This is a genomic window from Deinococcus terrestris, assembly GCF_009377345.1.
Classification (GTDB): domain Bacteria; phylum Deinococcota; class Deinococci; order Deinococcales; family Deinococcaceae; genus Deinococcus; species Deinococcus terrestris.
The window spans coordinates 509,215-525,463 of sequence record NZ_WBSL01000001.1 but is presented as its reverse complement, the minus strand read 5'-3'; the positions used below and the strand labels follow the sequence as shown (position 1 = coordinate 525,463).

The 16,249-nt window shown below is 71.1% G+C and carries 16 protein-coding genes; 10 read left to right on the top strand and 6 right to left on the bottom strand.

The annotated features are described in order from the left end of the window. Positions 1 to 41: 41 nt before the first annotated feature. A complete protein-coding gene (gene proC, locus F8S09_RS02640) occupies positions 42 to 833 on the bottom strand; it encodes a pyrroline-5-carboxylate reductase (RefSeq protein ID WP_152868683.1) in 792 nt (263 codons plus the stop codon). A gap of 88 nt (positions 834 to 921) precedes the next feature. On the opposite strand from proC, the gene F8S09_RS02635 reads away from it, so the two are divergent. The 4 genes from F8S09_RS02635 to F8S09_RS02620 are packed head-to-tail and all read left to right on the top strand — an operon-like array spanning position 922 to position 3,290. Continuing rightward, positions 922 to 1,758 (top strand): 50S ribosomal protein L11 methyltransferase, encoded by an 837-nt coding sequence (locus F8S09_RS02635; protein ID WP_152868681.1) that lies wholly within the window; start codon positions 922 to 924, stop codon positions 1,756 to 1,758. A 9-nt stretch (positions 1,759 to 1,767) separates the two neighbouring features. Beyond that, the gene (locus tag F8S09_RS02630) at positions 1,768 to 2,460 is read left to right on the top strand and encodes a 16S rRNA (uracil(1498)-N(3))-methyltransferase (RefSeq protein WP_152868679.1); all 693 of its coding nucleotides are present in this window, start codon (positions 1,768 to 1,770) and stop codon (positions 2,458 to 2,460) included. A gap of 39 nt (positions 2,461 to 2,499) precedes the next feature. Further along, positions 2,500 to 2,874 (top strand): hypothetical protein, encoded by a 375-nt coding sequence (locus tag F8S09_RS02625; RefSeq protein WP_152868677.1) that lies wholly within the window; start codon positions 2,500 to 2,502, stop codon positions 2,872 to 2,874. Beyond that, positions 2,871 to 3,290: an inorganic pyrophosphatase gene (locus F8S09_RS02620; RefSeq protein ID WP_152868675.1), complete on the top strand. Its 420-nt coding sequence runs from the start codon at positions 2,871 to 2,873 to the stop codon at positions 3,288 to 3,290. Before F8S09_RS02625 ends, F8S09_RS02620 begins: the two co-directional genes overlap by 4 nt. 24 nt (positions 3,291 to 3,314) lie before the next feature. Here the strand turns inward: F8S09_RS02620 and sodA are convergent, their stop codons facing one another. Beyond that, the gene (gene sodA / locus F8S09_RS02615) at positions 3,315 to 3,944 is read right to left on the bottom strand and encodes a superoxide dismutase [Mn] (protein WP_152868673.1); all 630 of its coding nucleotides are present in this window, start codon (positions 3,942 to 3,944) and stop codon (positions 3,315 to 3,317) included. Positions 3,945 to 4,109: 165 nt separating this feature from the next. Next, positions 4,110 to 5,294, bottom strand: coding sequence for a tetratricopeptide repeat protein (locus tag F8S09_RS02610; RefSeq protein WP_322618459.1), 1,185 nt, complete (start codon positions 5,292 to 5,294; stop codon positions 4,110 to 4,112). A 234-nt stretch (positions 5,295 to 5,528) separates the two neighbouring features. On the opposite strand from F8S09_RS02610, the gene coaE reads away from it, so the two are divergent. Further along, positions 5,529 to 6,164, top strand: coding sequence for a dephospho-CoA kinase (coaE, locus tag F8S09_RS02605; protein WP_152868671.1), 636 nt, complete (start codon positions 5,529 to 5,531; stop codon positions 6,162 to 6,164). Positions 6,165 to 6,185: 21 nt separating this feature from the next. Here coaE and F8S09_RS02600 read toward each other — a convergent pair whose 3' ends face one another. Next, positions 6,186 to 7,847, bottom strand: a complete 1,662-nt coding sequence (locus F8S09_RS02600; RefSeq protein WP_152868669.1) for a CTP synthase — start codon at positions 7,845 to 7,847, stop codon at positions 6,186 to 6,188. Positions 7,848 to 7,963: 116 nt separating this feature from the next. Next, positions 7,964 to 10,075 carry an SF1B family DNA helicase RecD2 gene (gene recD2, locus F8S09_RS02595; RefSeq protein ID WP_152868667.1) on the bottom strand — a complete coding sequence of 704 codons (2,112 nt, stop codon included), beginning with the start codon at positions 10,073 to 10,075 and terminating at the stop codon, positions 7,964 to 7,966. 156 nt (positions 10,076 to 10,231) lie between these two features. Between recD2 and F8S09_RS02590 the strand changes: the two genes are divergently transcribed. From F8S09_RS02590 to F8S09_RS02570, 5 genes are read left to right on the top strand one after another with little or no spacing between them, the layout of a single operon-like run. Further along, positions 10,232 to 10,795: an RES family NAD+ phosphorylase gene (locus F8S09_RS02590; RefSeq protein WP_152868665.1), complete on the top strand. Its 564-nt coding sequence runs from the start codon at positions 10,232 to 10,234 to the stop codon at positions 10,793 to 10,795. 56 nt (positions 10,796 to 10,851) lie between these two features. Continuing rightward, positions 10,852 to 12,039 (top strand): exonuclease SbcCD subunit D, encoded by a 1,188-nt coding sequence (locus F8S09_RS02585; protein ID WP_152868663.1) that lies wholly within the window; start codon positions 10,852 to 10,854, stop codon positions 12,037 to 12,039. Beyond that, entirely contained in the window at positions 12,036 to 14,768 is a 2,733-nt protein-coding gene (locus tag F8S09_RS02580) for an SMC family ATPase (protein ID WP_322618458.1), read from the top strand. Before F8S09_RS02585 ends, F8S09_RS02580 begins: the two co-directional genes overlap by 4 nt. 44 nt (positions 14,769 to 14,812) lie before the next feature. Then, positions 14,813 to 15,259: an NUDIX hydrolase gene (locus F8S09_RS02575; RefSeq protein WP_152869975.1), complete on the top strand. Its 447-nt coding sequence runs from the start codon at positions 14,813 to 14,815 to the stop codon at positions 15,257 to 15,259. Continuing rightward, positions 15,246 to 15,800 (top strand): type I phosphoribosyltransferase, encoded by a 555-nt coding sequence (locus F8S09_RS02570; RefSeq protein ID WP_322618457.1) that lies wholly within the window; start codon positions 15,246 to 15,248, stop codon positions 15,798 to 15,800. The genes F8S09_RS02575 and F8S09_RS02570 overlap by 14 nt, the downstream gene beginning before the upstream one ends. 1 nt (position 15,801) lies before the next feature. Here the strand turns inward: F8S09_RS02570 and F8S09_RS02565 are convergent, their stop codons facing one another. After that, positions 15,802 to 16,203 carry a hypothetical protein gene (locus F8S09_RS02565; protein WP_152868661.1) on the bottom strand — a complete coding sequence of 134 codons (402 nt, stop codon included), beginning with the start codon at positions 16,201 to 16,203 and terminating at the stop codon, positions 15,802 to 15,804. Positions 16,204 to 16,249: the final 46 nt, after the last annotated feature.

Here is a 16,249-nt window from a genome sequence, read left to right as displayed (position 1 = left end):
TAGGGGCGGCCAGCGGTCAGCCCACCCGGAACGCCCTCACCCTACTCCTGATCCTTCCCGAGATCGCTGCCCCGGCGCGTCGCCGCCACGACCGCCCGCATCACCGCGCCGCGCACGCCCGCCGCCTCCAGCACCTCCAGCCCGGCGATGGTGGTGCCGCCGGGACTGGCGACCTCATCTTTGAGCAGGCCGGGATGCGCCCGCTGCTGGAGGAGTTCACCCGTCGCCACGAGGGCCTTGGCCGCGAGTTCGTGGGCCAGGGCGCGGGGCAGGCCCATCCGCACCGCGCCGTCGGCCAGAGCCTCGGCCACCAGCGCGGCATAGGCGGGGCCGGAGGCACTCATGCCGGTAAAGGCGTTGAAGAGGTGCTCGGGGAGGTCGTACACGTCGCCCACGGCGCCAAAGAGGGACCGGGCGAACTCGAGGTCACCCGACAGCTCCGCCTCGCGCGGGGCGGTGATTGCCGTCTGGCTCCGGCCGATGGTCGCCGCGAGGTTGGGCATCACCCGCACCACCCGCTTGGTTCCCAGGCGGCGGGAGAGGGTATTCGTGCTGACTCCGGCCATCGTGCTGATGTACCCGGCGTTTTCCTGCGCGAGCCACTCGCTGATTTCGGGAAAGACGCGCGGCTGCACGCTGACGAGCACCCGCTCGGCGAAGCGCAGGTCGGACGCTCCGATGAGCGCCGCCCCCGTGCGCGAGGCCAGGTCGGAGGCCCGCCCCGCGTTCGCGTCCAGCAGCCCGATCTCTCCCGGCGCCATCACCCCGCGCGACAAGACCCCTTCCAGCAGGGCCAGACCCAGCTTCCCGACGCCGACGATGGCGAGTTTCATGGGGGAGAGTGTAGAGGCTGAGGGCGCCGGGCGTGTCCGCCTGCGACCCGCCTCCAGCCGTGGCGCCGCGCCCGCTACACTCTCCCCCATGCTCGTGTACCACCTTCCCGGCACCTTCCAGACCCGCGAAACCGACCTCGACGCCCTGTGGGAGGCGGGCGCGACCGGGCTGGAGGAACGTGCGGGCACCCTCCGCGTGTACTTCGACGGGCGGGTGCCGCTGCCCCCCTCCGTCTCGGACGGCGAGTGGCACGAGGAAGCCGATCAGGACTGGCAGGCCGAGTTCCGCCGCACCCTGCGCCCGGTGCGGGCAGGCCGGATCACCATCGTGGCCCCGTGGCAGCAGGAGGAGGTGGAACCGGGGCAACTTCCGCTTGTCATCGAACCCGGCATGGCCTTCGGGACCGGGCACCACGCGACCACCCGGCTGGCGGTGGAGGCGCTCTCTGCGCTGGGGCTGGACACGCGCGGGCCGAGGGGCACGGGGGCGCGGGTCCTGGACGTGGGCACCGGCAGCGGCGTCCTCGCGCTCGCGGCGGCGTTGCTGGGTGCCCGCTTCGCCTTCGGGGTGGACATCGACCCCGTGACCGTGCCCATCGCGCGGGAGAATGCCGGGATCAACGGCGTGCCCGCCTCGCAGGTGCGCTTCGAGGAGGGCACGCTGGGGCTGGACGCGCTCACCTTTCCGGAGGAGGGGGTAGACGCCTACGACGTGGTCGTGGCGAACCTCTACGCCGAATTGCACGACCTGCTCGCCGGGGAGTACGCCGCGCACCTCGTGCCGGGGGGCGACCTGATTCTGACGGGCATCCTGACGGGCAAGCTGGAACTGGTGCGGGAGGCGCTGGCGCGGGAGGGCTTTGACGACGTGCGCGAGACGGTGGACGGCGAGTGGGCGCTGGTGACCGCCCGCCTGCCGCAGTGAGGGCCTGAGATGGCCGAGCACCGCGTCCGTGTCCCGGCCCTGGCTCCACAGATGATCCTGGGGCCGCGTGAGGCCCGGCACCTGCATGTGCTGCGGCTGCGGCCCGGCGACCCCGTGCGCGTCTTCGACGGCCAGGGGGCCGAGGCCAGCGCAACGGTGGAGGAACTGGACGACACCCGCGCTGTCCTTGCCCTGGGGGAGCGGGTGGCGGGCGCCGCCGAGACGCCGCAGCCCGTCACGCTGGCCGTTGCGCTGCTGAAGGGCGACAAGCTCGCGGACGTGGTGCGGGCGGCCACCGAACTGGGCGCGGCCCGCGTGCAACTGCTCGTCACCCGCCACGCCGACGCCCGCGAAATCGGCGGCCAGAAGCTCACGCGCCTGCGCCGGGTCGCCGAGGAAGCCAGCAAGCAGTCGCGCCGGGCGGTGACGCCGGAGGTGCTCGACCCCGTCGGGCTGGCCGACCTCACCTGGGAGGGCCAGTTGTTCGTCGCCCAACCCGGCAGCCGGGAACGCCTGACCGAGCACCTGACCTGGAATGCCCCCGTCACGGTGCTCACCGGACCAGAGGGTGGCCTCTCGGACGCGGAGGTCGCGGCCTTGACCGCACGGGGCGCGGTCGCCGTCACCCTCGGCCCACGCATCCTGCGGGCGGAGACGGCCCCGGTCGCGCTGCTGGGGGCGATCGTGGCGACCGGGGTGTAGGCAGGGCCTGCCCTCACGCCCCCTCTCTACAATGCCCCCATGTCCCCCCGCCTCCTGCTGTCCGTGCTCCTGTTGGCCCCCGCCCTGGCGGGCTGCCGGTACAACTTCGTGCCGCTGATCCCCCCGCAGGTCGAGGTCGAGTTGCCTGCCCGCGTCACGGACGCCAGCCTGCGCCGGGCCGGGCAGGAACTGGAACTGCGGGCGCGGGTGGAAGGCCGCTTCGAGCCGGGCTATCTGGAGGTCGTCTGGTTCGACGGCCCCCGCGAACTGGGGCGCGACAGCGTGTACCTCGACGCCGCGCAGCGGGAGGCCCGTTTCACGCTGGCCGCCCCCGCCCAGGGCGCCTACCGCGCCGCGCTGAGCTTCAGCGGAACCGTGCTGCGGCAGCTTGAGCTGTACGAGGTTCGGCCATGACCTCTCCCCGCGAGTGGGGGGGCGTGGTGGAGTGGTCGCGCGGCACCCTGGACCGCTGGGTGTGGCGCGGCGGCGAGGTCGTGCCCTATCGCCAGGAACCCTGGGCCGCCCCGGTGAACTACGGCTGCCTGCCGGGCCTGCTCAACCCCGCCGACGGCAGCGACGTGGACGCGGTGTGGCTGGGTGAGCCCCTGGCGGTGGGCACCCGCCTGACCCTTCCTCCCGCCGGACTGCTGCACCTCGCGGACGGCGACCACAAGGTCATCTTCGGGAGTCTGGAGGAGCATCACGGCGGCGACCTTCTCGCGCTGCTGGCGTGGTTTGGCCCCGAACGAGAGGCCCGGCTGCTGGGGCCGGAGGACGCGGAGGCGTGGTTGGCGGGGCTGGAGCAACAGTCGGCAGCCCCAGGCGCGTGACCTGGGGCTGCCGGGAGGGGGGGCTTACTGGCCCCTGGCCTCGGTGTAGCGGCGGGCGACCTCGTCCCAGTTGACGACGTTCCAGAAGGCCGCGAGGTAGTCGGGGCGCTTGTTCTGGTAGTTCAGGTAGTAGGCGTGCTCCCACACGTCCACGCCCAGAATCGGGGTGCCACTCGTGCCGGAAATCGACTCGCCCATCAGCGGATTGTCCTGGTTGGCGGTGGAGACGACGGCCAGCTCGCCGTTTTGCACGACCAGCCAGGCCCAGCCCGAGCCGAAGCGCGTTTTGCCCGCGTCCTCGAACTTCTGCTTGAAGGCGTCAAAGGACCCGAAGGCCTGCTCGATGGCCCCCGCGAGTTCGCCCTGCGGCTGGCCCTGCCCGTTCGGGGTCATAACCTGCCAGAAGAGGCTGTGGTTGGCGTGGCCGCCCGCGTTGTTGCGCAGGGCGCCCTTCTTGTCAGCCGGGACCTGATCGAGCTGCTGGATCAATTGCTCGACCGCCATATCCTCCATCCCGGTTCCCTCCAGCGCCTTGTTCGCGTTGTCGATGTAGGTCTGGTGGTGCCGGGTGTGGTGAATCTCCATCGTCCGCGCGTCGATGTGGGGTTCGAGGGCGTCGTAGGCGTAGGGCAGGGAGGGCAGTTGGTAAGCCATGGAAATGCTCCTTTCAGGCCGGAACCCACCCGCCCACGGTGGGCGGGGGACGGCAACAGTCCTCATCTTAGCTGTGCTGTCCCCCCCGCCGGGCTTAAGGGAAAGTTCAGGTGCCAGCAACAACCCCCTCCCAGGCGCGGAAGGGGGTTGGAAGGAGGGGCCAGGTCAGCGGACGCGCGTCAGGCCTTCGCGGGCCAGGGCGTAGCCTGGATTGAGCTTGAGCGCCCGCTCGTAGTTCTCGCGGGCCTTGAGGCGGTCGGGCGCGATGGTCCCCGCGCCGCGCTCGTAGCTGAGGCCTAGGTAATAGGCATACTCGGCGGTCGTGCTGCCGAGCGCGGCCGCCCGCGTCAGGTTCTCGCGGGCCGCCCGCAGGTCCCCCGCGTCAAGGTCAAGGCGCCCCAGGTAGTAGTAGAACTCGGGATAACGCAGGGGGTCGAGCCGCACCGCCTGTGTGAGCTGCGCCCGCGCCGTCACCGGATCGCGGCTGAGGTAGCTCACGACGCCGTACTGGCCCACCGCGTAGGGGTTGCTCGGAGCGAGGCGGGCCGCCTGCGCCGCTTCGGGCTTGGCCGCCGTGACGTTGCCGCTCAGAGCGAGCAGCTTGGCGTAGTAGGCGCGGTTGTAGGCGTCGGCGGGGTCGGTGATGACCGCCCGCTGCAGGCTGTCGAGCGCCGCCACGAGATTTCCGGTGGCGTAGTACATATCGCCCAGGTTGAACAGGATCAGCCCGTTTTCGGGGTTGAGGGCGCTGGCCTGCTTGAAGGCCTCGATGGCCTGTCCCGCCGCCCCCTGAAGCCGCAGCACGTTGCCACGCTCGTTCCAGACCTTGCTGAGGTTGAGGTTGCGTTCGGCTTCGGGCGTCGCCTGCGCGAGGGCCTCGGCCTGCGTGAGCACGCCCAGCGCCTGGGCGAGATTGCCCGACACGCTGGCGCGGTCCCCCGCCCCGATAAACTGCTGCTGGTACGCCTGCGCGAGCGCGAGGTGCCCGCTGAGGTTGCGGGGGTCCTGGGTGGTCAGGCGCCGCAGCGTCTCGATGGCGGGCGCGTAGAGCCGCAGCTTGACCTGCGAGCGGCCCAGGCCCAGCAGGGCGTCGCTGTTGCGGGAGTCGATCTCGGCGGCGGCGCGGAAGGCCACGTAGGCCTGATCGAAGTTGCCCCGGCCGTAGTAGAAGTTGCCCAGCGCCACGTAGTTCGCGGCAGGCAGCGGGGCCGCCTGGGGAGTCGCCGGGGCCGCGGGCTGCGCCGAGGCGGGAGCCGCCGGAGGCGTCTGCGTCGGGGGCGCCTGGGTCTGGGCCAGGGCCGCAGACAGGGTGGCCGCCGCGAGCAGCGGGCCGAGGGTACGTCGTTTCACTCAGAAACCTCCAGGGGTGAGGCTAACACCGGCGTCAGGGGGGCGCAAGCCGGAGTCGGGGGCCAGGCGGGACCGCATCCGCCCAGCATAGGGCGACCCGCCAGAAGCGGGGTGAAGCCCGTGTGAGAGGGCAAAATCGGGGTCGAGGAGGGCAGAGGCATCGTCCCCGGCAGCGTAGGAGCGCCGGGTGACGGGCACCTGACGGCCCGGCCACGGCGGCCCTAGACTGCCCCCATGCCTTCTCCCTCCCCTGCCCAGCCGCGCCGACTGGGCCTGACCGGCAGCATCGGCGCGGGCAAGAGCACGGTGGCGGCCCTGTTGCGCGGGCGCGGCCTGACTGTCCTCGACGCCGACGAGGTCGCCCGCGAGGTGACCCGCGACCCAGCCGTACTGGCCGAGATCGAGGCCGAGTTTCCCGGCGTGGTACGGGGCGGCGAACTCGACCGGGCGGCCCTCGCGGAGCGGGTATTTGGCGACCCGGCACGCCTCGCGGTGCTGAACGGCATCACCCATCCCCGCGTGCGGGCGCGGATGCGGGCGCTGGAACAGGAGGCCGCCGCCCGTGGGGAGGAGTGGATCGTGCAGGACGTGCCCCTGCTGTTCGAGGGCGAGCTGCAGGGGCAAATGGACGCCGTGCTCGTCGTGGATGCTCCGCTGGAGGTGCGCGTCTCCCGCGTCATGGCCCGCTCCGGCCTGAGCCGTGAGGCGGTGCTGACGCGGGACGCCCGCCAGATGCCCGCCGAGGAAAAACGGCGGCGGGCGACCGTCGTGCTGGACAACGGTGGAGAGCTGGGGGCATTGGCCGAGCAGGTGGACAGGGCACTGGCCGCGCTGGGCATCGGGCAAGAGAAAAGCCCCAGCCTGAGCTGAGGCTTTTCTGCTCCTGTCGGATTAGGCTTCGGCCTTCTCCGGTTGGCTGCTGGCCGCTGGCCGCTGACCGCTCTCCAGCGCCGCCGCCACGAACCCCGCGAAGGGCGGGCTGGGCCGCATCGGACGGCTCTTGAACTCGGGGTGGGCTTGCAGTGCCACAAAGAAGGGGTGGTCCGCGATCTCGATGCTCTCCACGAGTCCGGCCCCGCGCCCCGCCACGCCGGGGGTCACGCCGCTGATTGTCAGCCCGGCGGCCTGAAGTTGCTCCACGTAGGCGGGATTGACCTCGTAGCGGTGGCGGTGGCGTTCCTTGACGGTGCCGCCCCCCGGCACGCCGTACAGCTCGGCGATCTTCGTCCCGGCGCGGAGGTCCATCGGCCAGTCGCCGAGGCGCATGGTGCCGCCCAGTCCCCCCACCTCCAGTTGCTCGGGCATCAGGTCCACGACCTTGTGCGGCGCGTAGGGATCGAACTCGGCAGAGTTGGCTCCCTCTAACCCGGCCATGTGGCGGGCGTACTCGATCACCGCGATCTGCATGCCCAGGCAGATGCCCAGGTACGGCACCCCGCGCATGCGGGCGTACTCGGCGGCGCGAATCTTGCCCTCAATGCCGCGAATGCCGAAGCCACCCGGAACGAGAATGCCGTCGGCGTCCCCAAGTTGCGATTCGAGGTCGCCGTCCGTCAGCTCCTCGGCGTTCACCCACTTGATGTTCACGCGGGCGTCGTTGGCGATTCCCGCGTGCGTCAGGGACTCCAGCAGGCTGAGGTAGGCGTCGGGCATCTCGGTGTACTTGCCCGCCAGGGCGATGGTGACCTCGTTTGCCGGGTGCTTGATCGTCCGCACCGCGTTCTGCCACACCCCCAGGTTGGGGTGGGTGCGCTCCAGCCCCAGCAGGTCCTCGACGGCCTTGCCCAGGCCCTGCTCCTCCAGCGCGAGCGGCACCTCGTAGACGTGGCCCACGTCGTAACTGGAAAAGACCCGGTTTTCCCGCACGCTGGTAAAGAGGGCGATCTTGCGGGTGATCTCAGGCGGCAGCTTCTCCTTGGAGCGCACCATCACGATGTCGGGGCTGATGCCCACGCTGCGCAGGGTGGCGACCGAGTGCTGGGTGGGCTTGGTCTTGAACTCGTTCGACGTGCCCAGGTACGGCACCAGCGTGAGGTGCAGGTACAGGACGTTCTCGTCGCCCTCGTCGAAACGGAACTGCCGGATGGCTTCGAGGAAGGGCAGCGACTCGATGTCGCCCACCGTGCCGCCCACCTCGATCAGGACGATCTCGGCGCCCGCGTTCTCCCCTGCTGCGCGGATGCGGCGCTTGATCTCGTCGGTGACGTGCGGGATGACCTGCACCGTTTGCGAGAGGTAATCCCCGGCCCGTTCGCGGCGAATGACTTCGAGGTAGACCTGCCCGGTCGTGATGTTGCTGCCCGGCGGAATGTCGAGGTCGAGAAAGCGTTCGTAGTTGCCGATATCGAGGTCGGTTTCGGCCCCCGACGCCGTGACGAAGACCTCGCCGTGTTCGTAGGGGCGCATGGTGCCCGCGTCGATGTTGATGTAGGGGTCGATCTTGACCGCCGTGACCTTGTAGCCCCGCGCTCGTAGGAGGGCGCCCAGCGAAGCACTCGCCACGCCCTTGCCGAGGCTGCTGACCACGCCGCCTGTCACGAAGATGTATTTCATGCCTAACCCGAGCGCCTGGCCCCCGAATCCGGTAACACTGTGGGAGCCAAAACAAAAAACCGGGGCGCTCGGCCTCCGGAATTACAGGGTAGCACGTCCGGGGCACAGGCCCTCCCCTACCGCCCCCGCACCCGCTCCAGCAATGCCGTATTGCGCTCCTCACGCTGGCGCCCCGCCGCCTTCTCCCAGGCGGAGGCCGACCCCACCGCATAGAAGCGGTCGCGGGCACGGGTGAGCGCCGTGTACACCAGATTGCGCGAGAGCATCGGCATATGGGCCTCGTGCAGCACGCCGAGGACGGTCGGCCACTCGCTGCCCTGCGCCCGGTGAACGGTCAGGGCGTAGCCGAGTTGCAGGTTGAACAGCTCCGCCCCGCCGAGGTCCACGATGTTGCCGTCGAAGTCCACGGTGAGGCGACTGCCCTCGGCCTTGAGGACTGTGCCCAGAGTGCCGTTGAAGACCTCGTTCTGGTAGTCGTTCTTGGTTTGCACGACCACGTCACCGGGCCGCGCCTCGCCGTCCCCGATGCGGACGCCGCCATGACCGGGGTTGAAGAGGCTCTGGAGGTAGGTGTTCAGCAGCTCCACGCCCAGCGGTCCTTTCCGCATGGGCGTGAGCACCTGCACCTGCCCCGGCCCGCCGAGTTCGCGCACCATCAAGGCAACGCGGCGGGCACCCACGTCGGGCTCGGTTTCGGTGAGACCCAGGCGGGGGTCGCCCCACTCGGGCGCTTGCCCATGCAGCAGGCCGTGCGCCGCCCGGATGATGGGGTTCTCGGCGGCCTGGCGGTACACAGTGGTCAGGCGCACGGTGGGGGCGGTCTGCGCGATGGCGAGCAGGGGCAAGCCCGCGTCCACGGGCGGAAGCTGGTCGGTGTCGCCCACGAGCAGCACCCGCGCTCCCGGCGGCACGGCGGCCAGCAGCGAGAGCATCAGCGCGTCGCCACACATGCTGACCTCGTCCACAATGAGGAGGTCGTAGGGCGCGGGCTCCAGATGATTGTGCCGGAACCCCGCCGGGCCGTACCCCAGCAGACGGTGGATGGTGGACGCGGGGCGCCCGGTCACCTCTCCCAGGCGGCGGGCCGCCTTGCCAGTGGGGGCACAGAGGCCAACCTCCAGCCCCAGCTTCTCCGCGAGGTCCGCGACCGCCCGTGTGGTCGTGCTTTTCCCGGTGCCGGGGCCACCCGTCAGGACGACCAGACGATTCTCCTCCAGCAGACCCAGCACCCCAGCCTGTTCCGCCGACAGCCCCTTGGCCGCCCCCGCAGGCACCGTCCACTCGTCCCCGGCGGGCGGGGTGGCAAGCAGGGTGCGAATGAGCTTGGCGAGCTTCTTCTCGGCCCGCAGGACGTGGGGGAGGTAGATGCGGCTCTCCCCGTCTCCCGTGGGATCGTCGCACAGGCGGCCGAGTTCGGTGGCCGTCTCCACCGCGAGCTTGGCCTGCTCTGCCGACACGCGGGTGTAGTGCAGGACGCCGCGCTCCGCCCGCGCCCTCGGCAGAAAGGAGTGCCCGCCCTGCTGCCCGGCCTGCTGAAGTGCGTAGACGGCGGCGGCGGTGAGGCGGCGGGGGTCGTCGTTCGCCCCACCCGCCGCCTGCCACAGCTTGTCGGCGGTCAGGAAGCCGATGCCCTCCACCTCGGTCAGCGCGAAGAGGTCGGCCTGGAGGCGCTCCAGCGCCGCCTCTCCGAAGTGCTTGACCGCCCGCTGCGCCTGGGAGATGGAGAGACCGAGGCCCTGCAACCCCGCGAGCAGGCGGCGCTCCAGCCCCTGCTGGCTCCAACTGGACACCATCTTGTGCAGGGTGCTCTGGGTGACGCCGGGGACCTGGAGCAGCTTCTCGGGGTCCTGCTCCAGCACGTCAAAGGTGTCTGCCCCGAACGCCCTGGCGATGCGCCCGGCGAGGACCTTGCCTACGCCGCCCACCCGCGCCTCCAGGTAAGCGGCGACTCCCGCTTCGGTGAGGTCGGCAGGCTGCGCCTCCAGCACCATGTTGAGCACCCGGTACTGGTAGCCGTACTCGCGGTGCTCCTCCATCAGCACCTCGGCGCTGAAGGTGTCCCCGGCGTCCAGCGGGGGCATCACGCCGATCACGGTGGCGTCGGGGTCCTCGCCCTCCGAGTTACGCAACCGGGCGGTCATCACGGTAAAGCCGGTGTCGGAGCGGAAGCGCACCTTGTTGACGCCGCCCGTCACGCGAAACGGCTCGGTGGGGGGCTGAGCGGTCATGGGGGAGAGAATAGCGCGGCCCAATCGGTTCTGTTGGGGGCAGAATCCGGGGTGAGCGGCGCGGCTTCATCTTCTTCAGCAGAGTCCTTGGGCAATGGCGAAGTTGCTCAACGGGACCTCAACCCGACCGGCGGCAAGGCCCGCTAGGGTCAGCCCATGCTCAGGGACACCGAATTACGAGAGGCGCTTGCAGCACTGTCAACCGGCGCCTGGGAAGGCCAGGTCTTCCGCTGCGTGAAGGGCGTGACGGCGGACGAGGTACAGAAGAATCTGTGCAATCTCACCAAGGCGGGCCGCTACAGCCGGGGCGAGGACCTGCGCGTGCTGTACACCTCGCACGGGTGGGAGGTGGCGGGCATGGAGTTCCGGCAGTCCCCGACGCCCCCGACCCCGGCTGACCTGCGCGGCGCGACGTGCCTGAGCCTGTGGGTCAAGGCCGAACGGGTGCTGGACTTGACGGACGCGGGGGTGCGCGAGCAGGTGGGGACTTCCTTGCAGGAACTGACGGGCGACTGGCAGTTCCTGAACGAACAGGGCGAGGACGCGCCCACGCAGCGGCTGGGACGGACCGCTTTTGAATCCGGGCGCTTTGACGCGGTGCGGGCGCCCAGCAAGCTGCGGCCCGGCGAGGCGAATCTGCTGGTGTTCGTGGACCGCATCGGGGAGCGGGTCGTGGCGACGGACCTGCCGCCGGGCTTTCCGGAGCGGCTGGAGGTGTAGGGCCACCGTGACGAACTGAGCCGTGCCGATGCCGTCCCCGTGCTATTTTTTCCGTCATGCGCGTACTTCACACCGCCGATTTCCATGCCGGGCGGAATCTGCGCGGCTTTGACCGGACCCCCGAGATTCAGCAGGCCCTGACCGAGATCGCGGGGCTGGCCCGCAGCGAGCGTGCCGACGCGGTGCTGGTGTCGGGCGACCTCTTTGACACGGTGAACCCCTCGGCCGACGCAGAGGCGGCCGTCTTTGACTTCTTCCTGCGGCTGCGCGACGCGAACATTCCGGCCGTCGCCATCGCCGGGAACCACGACAGCGCGGCCCGGCTGCACAGCCTCGCGGGGCTGCTGGGGTGGGTGGGCGTGCAGCTCGTGGCGCAGCCCACCGCCAACCCGCTGGAGATGATCCGCACCATAGTCACGCGCGGCGGCGAGACGCTGACGGTCGGTGCCCTCCCCTTCCTGTCCGAGCGGCGGCTGGTCAAGGCGGCCGACGTGCTGGGCGGCGACGTGGGTGCGTGGCGGCAGAAGTACCGTGAGGGTATGGGCTTTTTCCTGCGGCGGCTCGCCGAGGGCTTCCAGCCGGGGAGCGTCAACATGCTGATGGCGCACGCCACGATGGACGGCGCGGTCCCCAGCGGCTCCGAGCGCACCATGCAGTTTGACCTGCTCAACGCCTACACGCTCTCGCCGCTGCAACTTCCGGCGGCGGCGCAGTACGTGGCGCTGGGGCATGTCCACAAGCCGCAGCAGAACTCGGAGATGCCGCTCGCGCACTATCCCGGCTCGGTGGTCCAACTTGACTTCGGGGAGGGCGGCGAGAAGAAGCAGGTCAACTTGGTGGAGGTGGAGCCGGGCCGCCCCGCCCGCGTCACGGCCATCCCGCTCGCCAGCGGACGCGAACTGCGGACCGTGCGGGTCACGCTGGACAACGTGGATGCACGGCTCGCGGCGCTGGAGGGCTTTCCCGGTCTGGTGAAGGTGGTCGTACGGGCACCGTCGGGCACCGCGCTGCCGGGCCTCAAGGACCGGGTGCTGCGGCGGCTGCCCAACACGCTGGCGGTGGAACTCGACGCCGTGCAAGAAGACCTCGCCCTCCCCGAGCAGCGGCGCGAGGGCCTGAGCCTGATGGACCTCTACGAGCGCTTTCACCAGGAGCGGCGCGGCGAGTTGCCGGGTGACCTGCGCGACGCCTTCCGCGAGGCGGACGAGGCCGCACGGGGCGAGGAAGAAGGGGTGGTGGCGTGAGGCCCCTTCACCTCGAACTCCAGGGCTTCACCGCCTTCCGGCAGCACACCACGCTCGATTTCTCGGACCTCGAGCTGTTCGCCCTCGTCGGGCCGACCGGGAGCGGCAAGTCCAGCCTGCTCGACGCGATGACCTTCGCTCTGTACGGCACCACGCCCCGGCTGGGGGCGACCGGCCTCGACGCGCTGATCTCGCAGGGGGAACGGGGGCTGTCGGTGAGCCTTACCTTCGAGGTCGGGGACGAGACCTACCGGGTCGCCCGCTCCAAGGGGCGGCGGCAGGCCGAGAACGAGGTGCGGCTGGAGCGCCGGGAAGGGGACCGCTGGGTCAGCCTCAGCGACGGCGGGACGCGGGCGGTGGGCGAGCGCATCGCGCGGGTCGTCGGGCTGGACTTCAAGACCTTTGCCCGCAGCGTGCTGCTGCCGCAGGGCGAGTTTTCGCGGCTGCTGCACGGCACCGGGCGCGAGCGGCAGGCCCTGCTGGGCGAGCTGATGGGGCTGGAACATGTCAAGGCCATGCACGGGTTTGCTGGAGACCGCGCCAAGGGGTTCAAGCACCAGCTCGGCAGCCTGCACGCCCTGCTGGAGGGCGAATACGCGGGCGTGACGGTGGAGACGGTCAAGACCTTGCGGGCCGAGCGCGAGGCCGTCAGCGCTGAGGCCGAGCGGCTGACCGACACCCGCGAGCGCCTTCAGGGGCAGGTCAACCGCTTACGGGCGCTGGAAGGCGTGTGGCGTGAGCGCGAGGACACCGCCCGGCGGCTGGACGTTCTGGAGGCCCGCGCCGGGCAGGTGCGCGAGGGCGCGGAACGCGCGGCGCGGGCGCGGCGGGTGGCCGGGGTCCTGCCGCTACTGGACGCCGCCGAACGTGCCCGCATCGCCGCCGAGCGCGAGGAGAGCGAGCGCCACCGGGCCGCGAGCGCGGAGGCGGCCGCCCGGCAAGCCGTGGAGTCCGCACAGGCGGGGCTGGAAGCCTCCGCGCTCGCAGAAGGACGCATCCCCAACTTGGAAGCGAAGGCCGACACCCTGCGCGAGGCCGAGGCCGATGCCGCCCGGTTGCGCCGCGCCGGGGGCACCCCGCAGAGCACCCACGCCTCCCCCCTGCCCTGGGACGAGGACGCTTTCCTGGCCGCCCGCGAGGGAGCGCAGAAGCTGGACAAGCTGCGGCAGGAGCGGGTGCAACTGGAGGCGCAAAAGACCGCGCTGGAGTCCAGCCGTGAGCGTCAAAGGGCCGAACTGACCCAGTACGACGCGCTGACCGGGGAACAGACCCGGACCAAACGCGAGGGCCAGCAGGCCAAGGCCGAGCTGGACCGGGCACAGGCCGAGTTGGAAGCCGCACGGGTGGAGGCGGGCCTCGCTGCCTACCGCTCGCACCTGCACCTCGGGGAACCGTGTCCGCTGTGCGAGGGCGTAGTGCAGACCCTGCCGCCGCCCACCGCACACAATCTCGCCGGGCTGGAAACCCGCGTGGCGGCCCTCACCGCCGATCTGGAGGGCCGCCGCCTGCGCTACAAGGAAATCGGGCTGGAACTCGCCAGCCTGAAGAAGTCCACCGAGGAGCGGGCCGCCGAACTGCGCGACTGGGAAGCGCAGCTCACCCAGCGGGAGGCCGACCTGCGGGTGCTGGAGGGCCACGTCGCGGGCGACCCCGCCGACACCGCCGCGCGGCTCGTCGCGGGGCTGGCGGCGCGGGTGCGGCAGGCTGGGGCCGATCCTGCCCGCGAGCGCCAGCGCCTGCTGGCCGAGATCAAGACGGTGCGGGCACGCCTGACCGAGGCGCAGGCCACGCTCGCCCGCGCCGAGAGCGCCCACGCCGCAGCAGCAGCGACCCTGCGCTCGGCGGCTGCGGCGGCAGCGGGCCGCACCCGTGAAGCGCAGGAGGCGAGTGCCGCGCTGACCTCGGTCCTGGCGGAACTCAGGCTGGACGCCACACAAGCCCGCGCCGCCGCCCTTCCCGAGGCCGAGATCACGGCGCTGGAGGAGGCGGCCCGGACCCATACCGCGCAGGTCGGCCACCTGCGGGCACAGCTCGCGGAGCTGGAGCGGCAGCTCGGGCTCGAACCCTTCGACCCAGCCAACCTGCGTCAGGCCGAGCGCGACCTCACCGCGACGGACGCCGCACTCACCACCGCCCGCGAGCGGGCTGGGAGCCTCGCCGAGCAGGAGCGGGTGGCCCGCGAGCGGCTGGAGCGCAAGGCCGAAATTGAGCGGCAGGCGGGGGAGATTTCCAAACAGGTGGACACCTGGCAGACCCTCACGAATACCCTCAAGGCCAACGAGTTCCAGAGCTACCTGCTGTCCGAGGTCGAGGCCCAACTCCTGACCGGGGCGGGAACGCTGCTGCACGACATCAGCGACGGTCGCTACCGCCTCGCGCTGGAAAACGGCGAGTACGTCGTGCAGGACCTCTGGAACGCGGGCGAGACACGCGGGGTCAAGACCCTCTCGGGCGGCGAAACCTTCCTCGCCAGCCTGTCGCTCGCCATCGCCCTGAGCGACTACCTCGCCGGAAACAAGGTGTTGGGGGCGCTCTTTCTGGACGAGGGCTTCGGCACCCTGGACCCGCAGGCGCTGGAAGCGGTCGCCGGGGCGCTAGAAAACCTACGCACCCAGGGCCGCATGGTGGGCGTGGTGACGCACGTGGAAAGCCTCTCCGAGCGCCTGCCCAGCCGCCTGCTGGTGACCAAGAGCGTGGCCGGAAGCAGCGTACAGCGGCTGGACGGATGAGGGGCGAGGTCACTGAGCGCACTACCTGGGAGGGTCGCCCGACCATGCTGACGTGGCAGCCGGGGTATTGCCCCGCTCCCGCCGAAGTGGTGACCCAGGTCAGCGGCGTCTGCCTGACCGGGGAGGGCCGGGTGGTGCTGGTTTTGGAGGACGGCGAGGCGTGGAGTCTGCCCGGCGGTCACCCGGAAGCCGGGGAGGACTGGGAGGCGACGCTGCGGCGCGAGGTCCGGGAAGAAGCCTGCGCGGAGGTGCTGGCCTGCCGCCTGCTGGGGGCCGTGCGGGTGGAGGGGCTGACGCCGCAGCCGTACTTCCAACTGCGGTACCGGGCACGGGTGCGGCTGGACGCCTTCACGCCCACGTTTGAGACGCGCCACCGGGCTGCCGTCTCCCCGGCCGAGGTTCTCCGCTTCCTGCCGTGGCTGGCGGGACCGATTGGAGGGGCACTGCTGGCCGACGCGCTGGGGGAGAGGACCCAGCGTGAGCCTGCCTGATCTTTTTCACGTGAGCGGTGCCCTGCGCCCCGGCCACACGGCCTTTCGCAATGGCCTGCACGCGGACGGCTGGATTGAGAAAGGCGAGATCGTCCGCGTCCCGGCCACGCTGGATGCGGTGGCGGCGGAGCAGGCCGCCTCGCTGCGGGCCGCGTTCCCCGAGGCGACCCTGCTCGTGGGAGCGCCCGCGTGCGGGGCGGTGCTGGCCTCCTTCGTGGCGCGGCACCTCGGCCTGCCCGTCGCTTACGTCCTGACGGGCGAGCGAACCGGCTGGCACCGGATGCACATCCCCCAGCCGGGCGAACGGGTGGTCTACGTGGACGACCTGATCTGCACGGGGACGGACGCCCGCGCGGTCCTGGCCTTCCTGCGGGACGCGGGGCACACGGTCCTCGGCGTCAGTGCATGGCTCAGCCGGACGCGGCTGGAGGGCGAGCGGCTGGTCACACTGACCCAGCCGCCCTTCCGGACCTTCGCGGCGGCGGAGTGCCCGCTGTGTGCGGCAGGGGAAGCGCTGATCTGGAAGGACGTGCGGGAGTAGATCAGGCCCGCAGGCCGGGCGGCAGCGCCACCACGTACACGGCGAGGGGCACCCACAGCCCCTCCGGGCAGTCGCGCGGGAGGGGCCGACCGTCCGGCCCGAGGTAAATCATCCGGTAGCGGCGGCGCTGCCACTCCAGTTCGCCCTCCACCACGCAGAACAGGTCCGCGACGACGTTCGCGGCGGCGGGGTCGGTGTCGGTGGCAGTCAGGATGCGGAAGTCGCGCAGGGGCTGGCGGCGGTAGTGCAATCGGGCGGCCTTCACCTCCCGGCCCGTCGGCGTGCGCCACGGGTCGGGCCGGACACCAGAGGCGGGCAGCCAGCGGGCGAGTTCGGCATACTCCCGCCGCTGCCAGCGGGCCAGGATGCCCGCGAGCACTTCGGGGGGCGTCTGCTCGGTCATGGCGAGAAGAATGGCGTGGAGCGGGGAGAAAGGGTATCCGGCGACT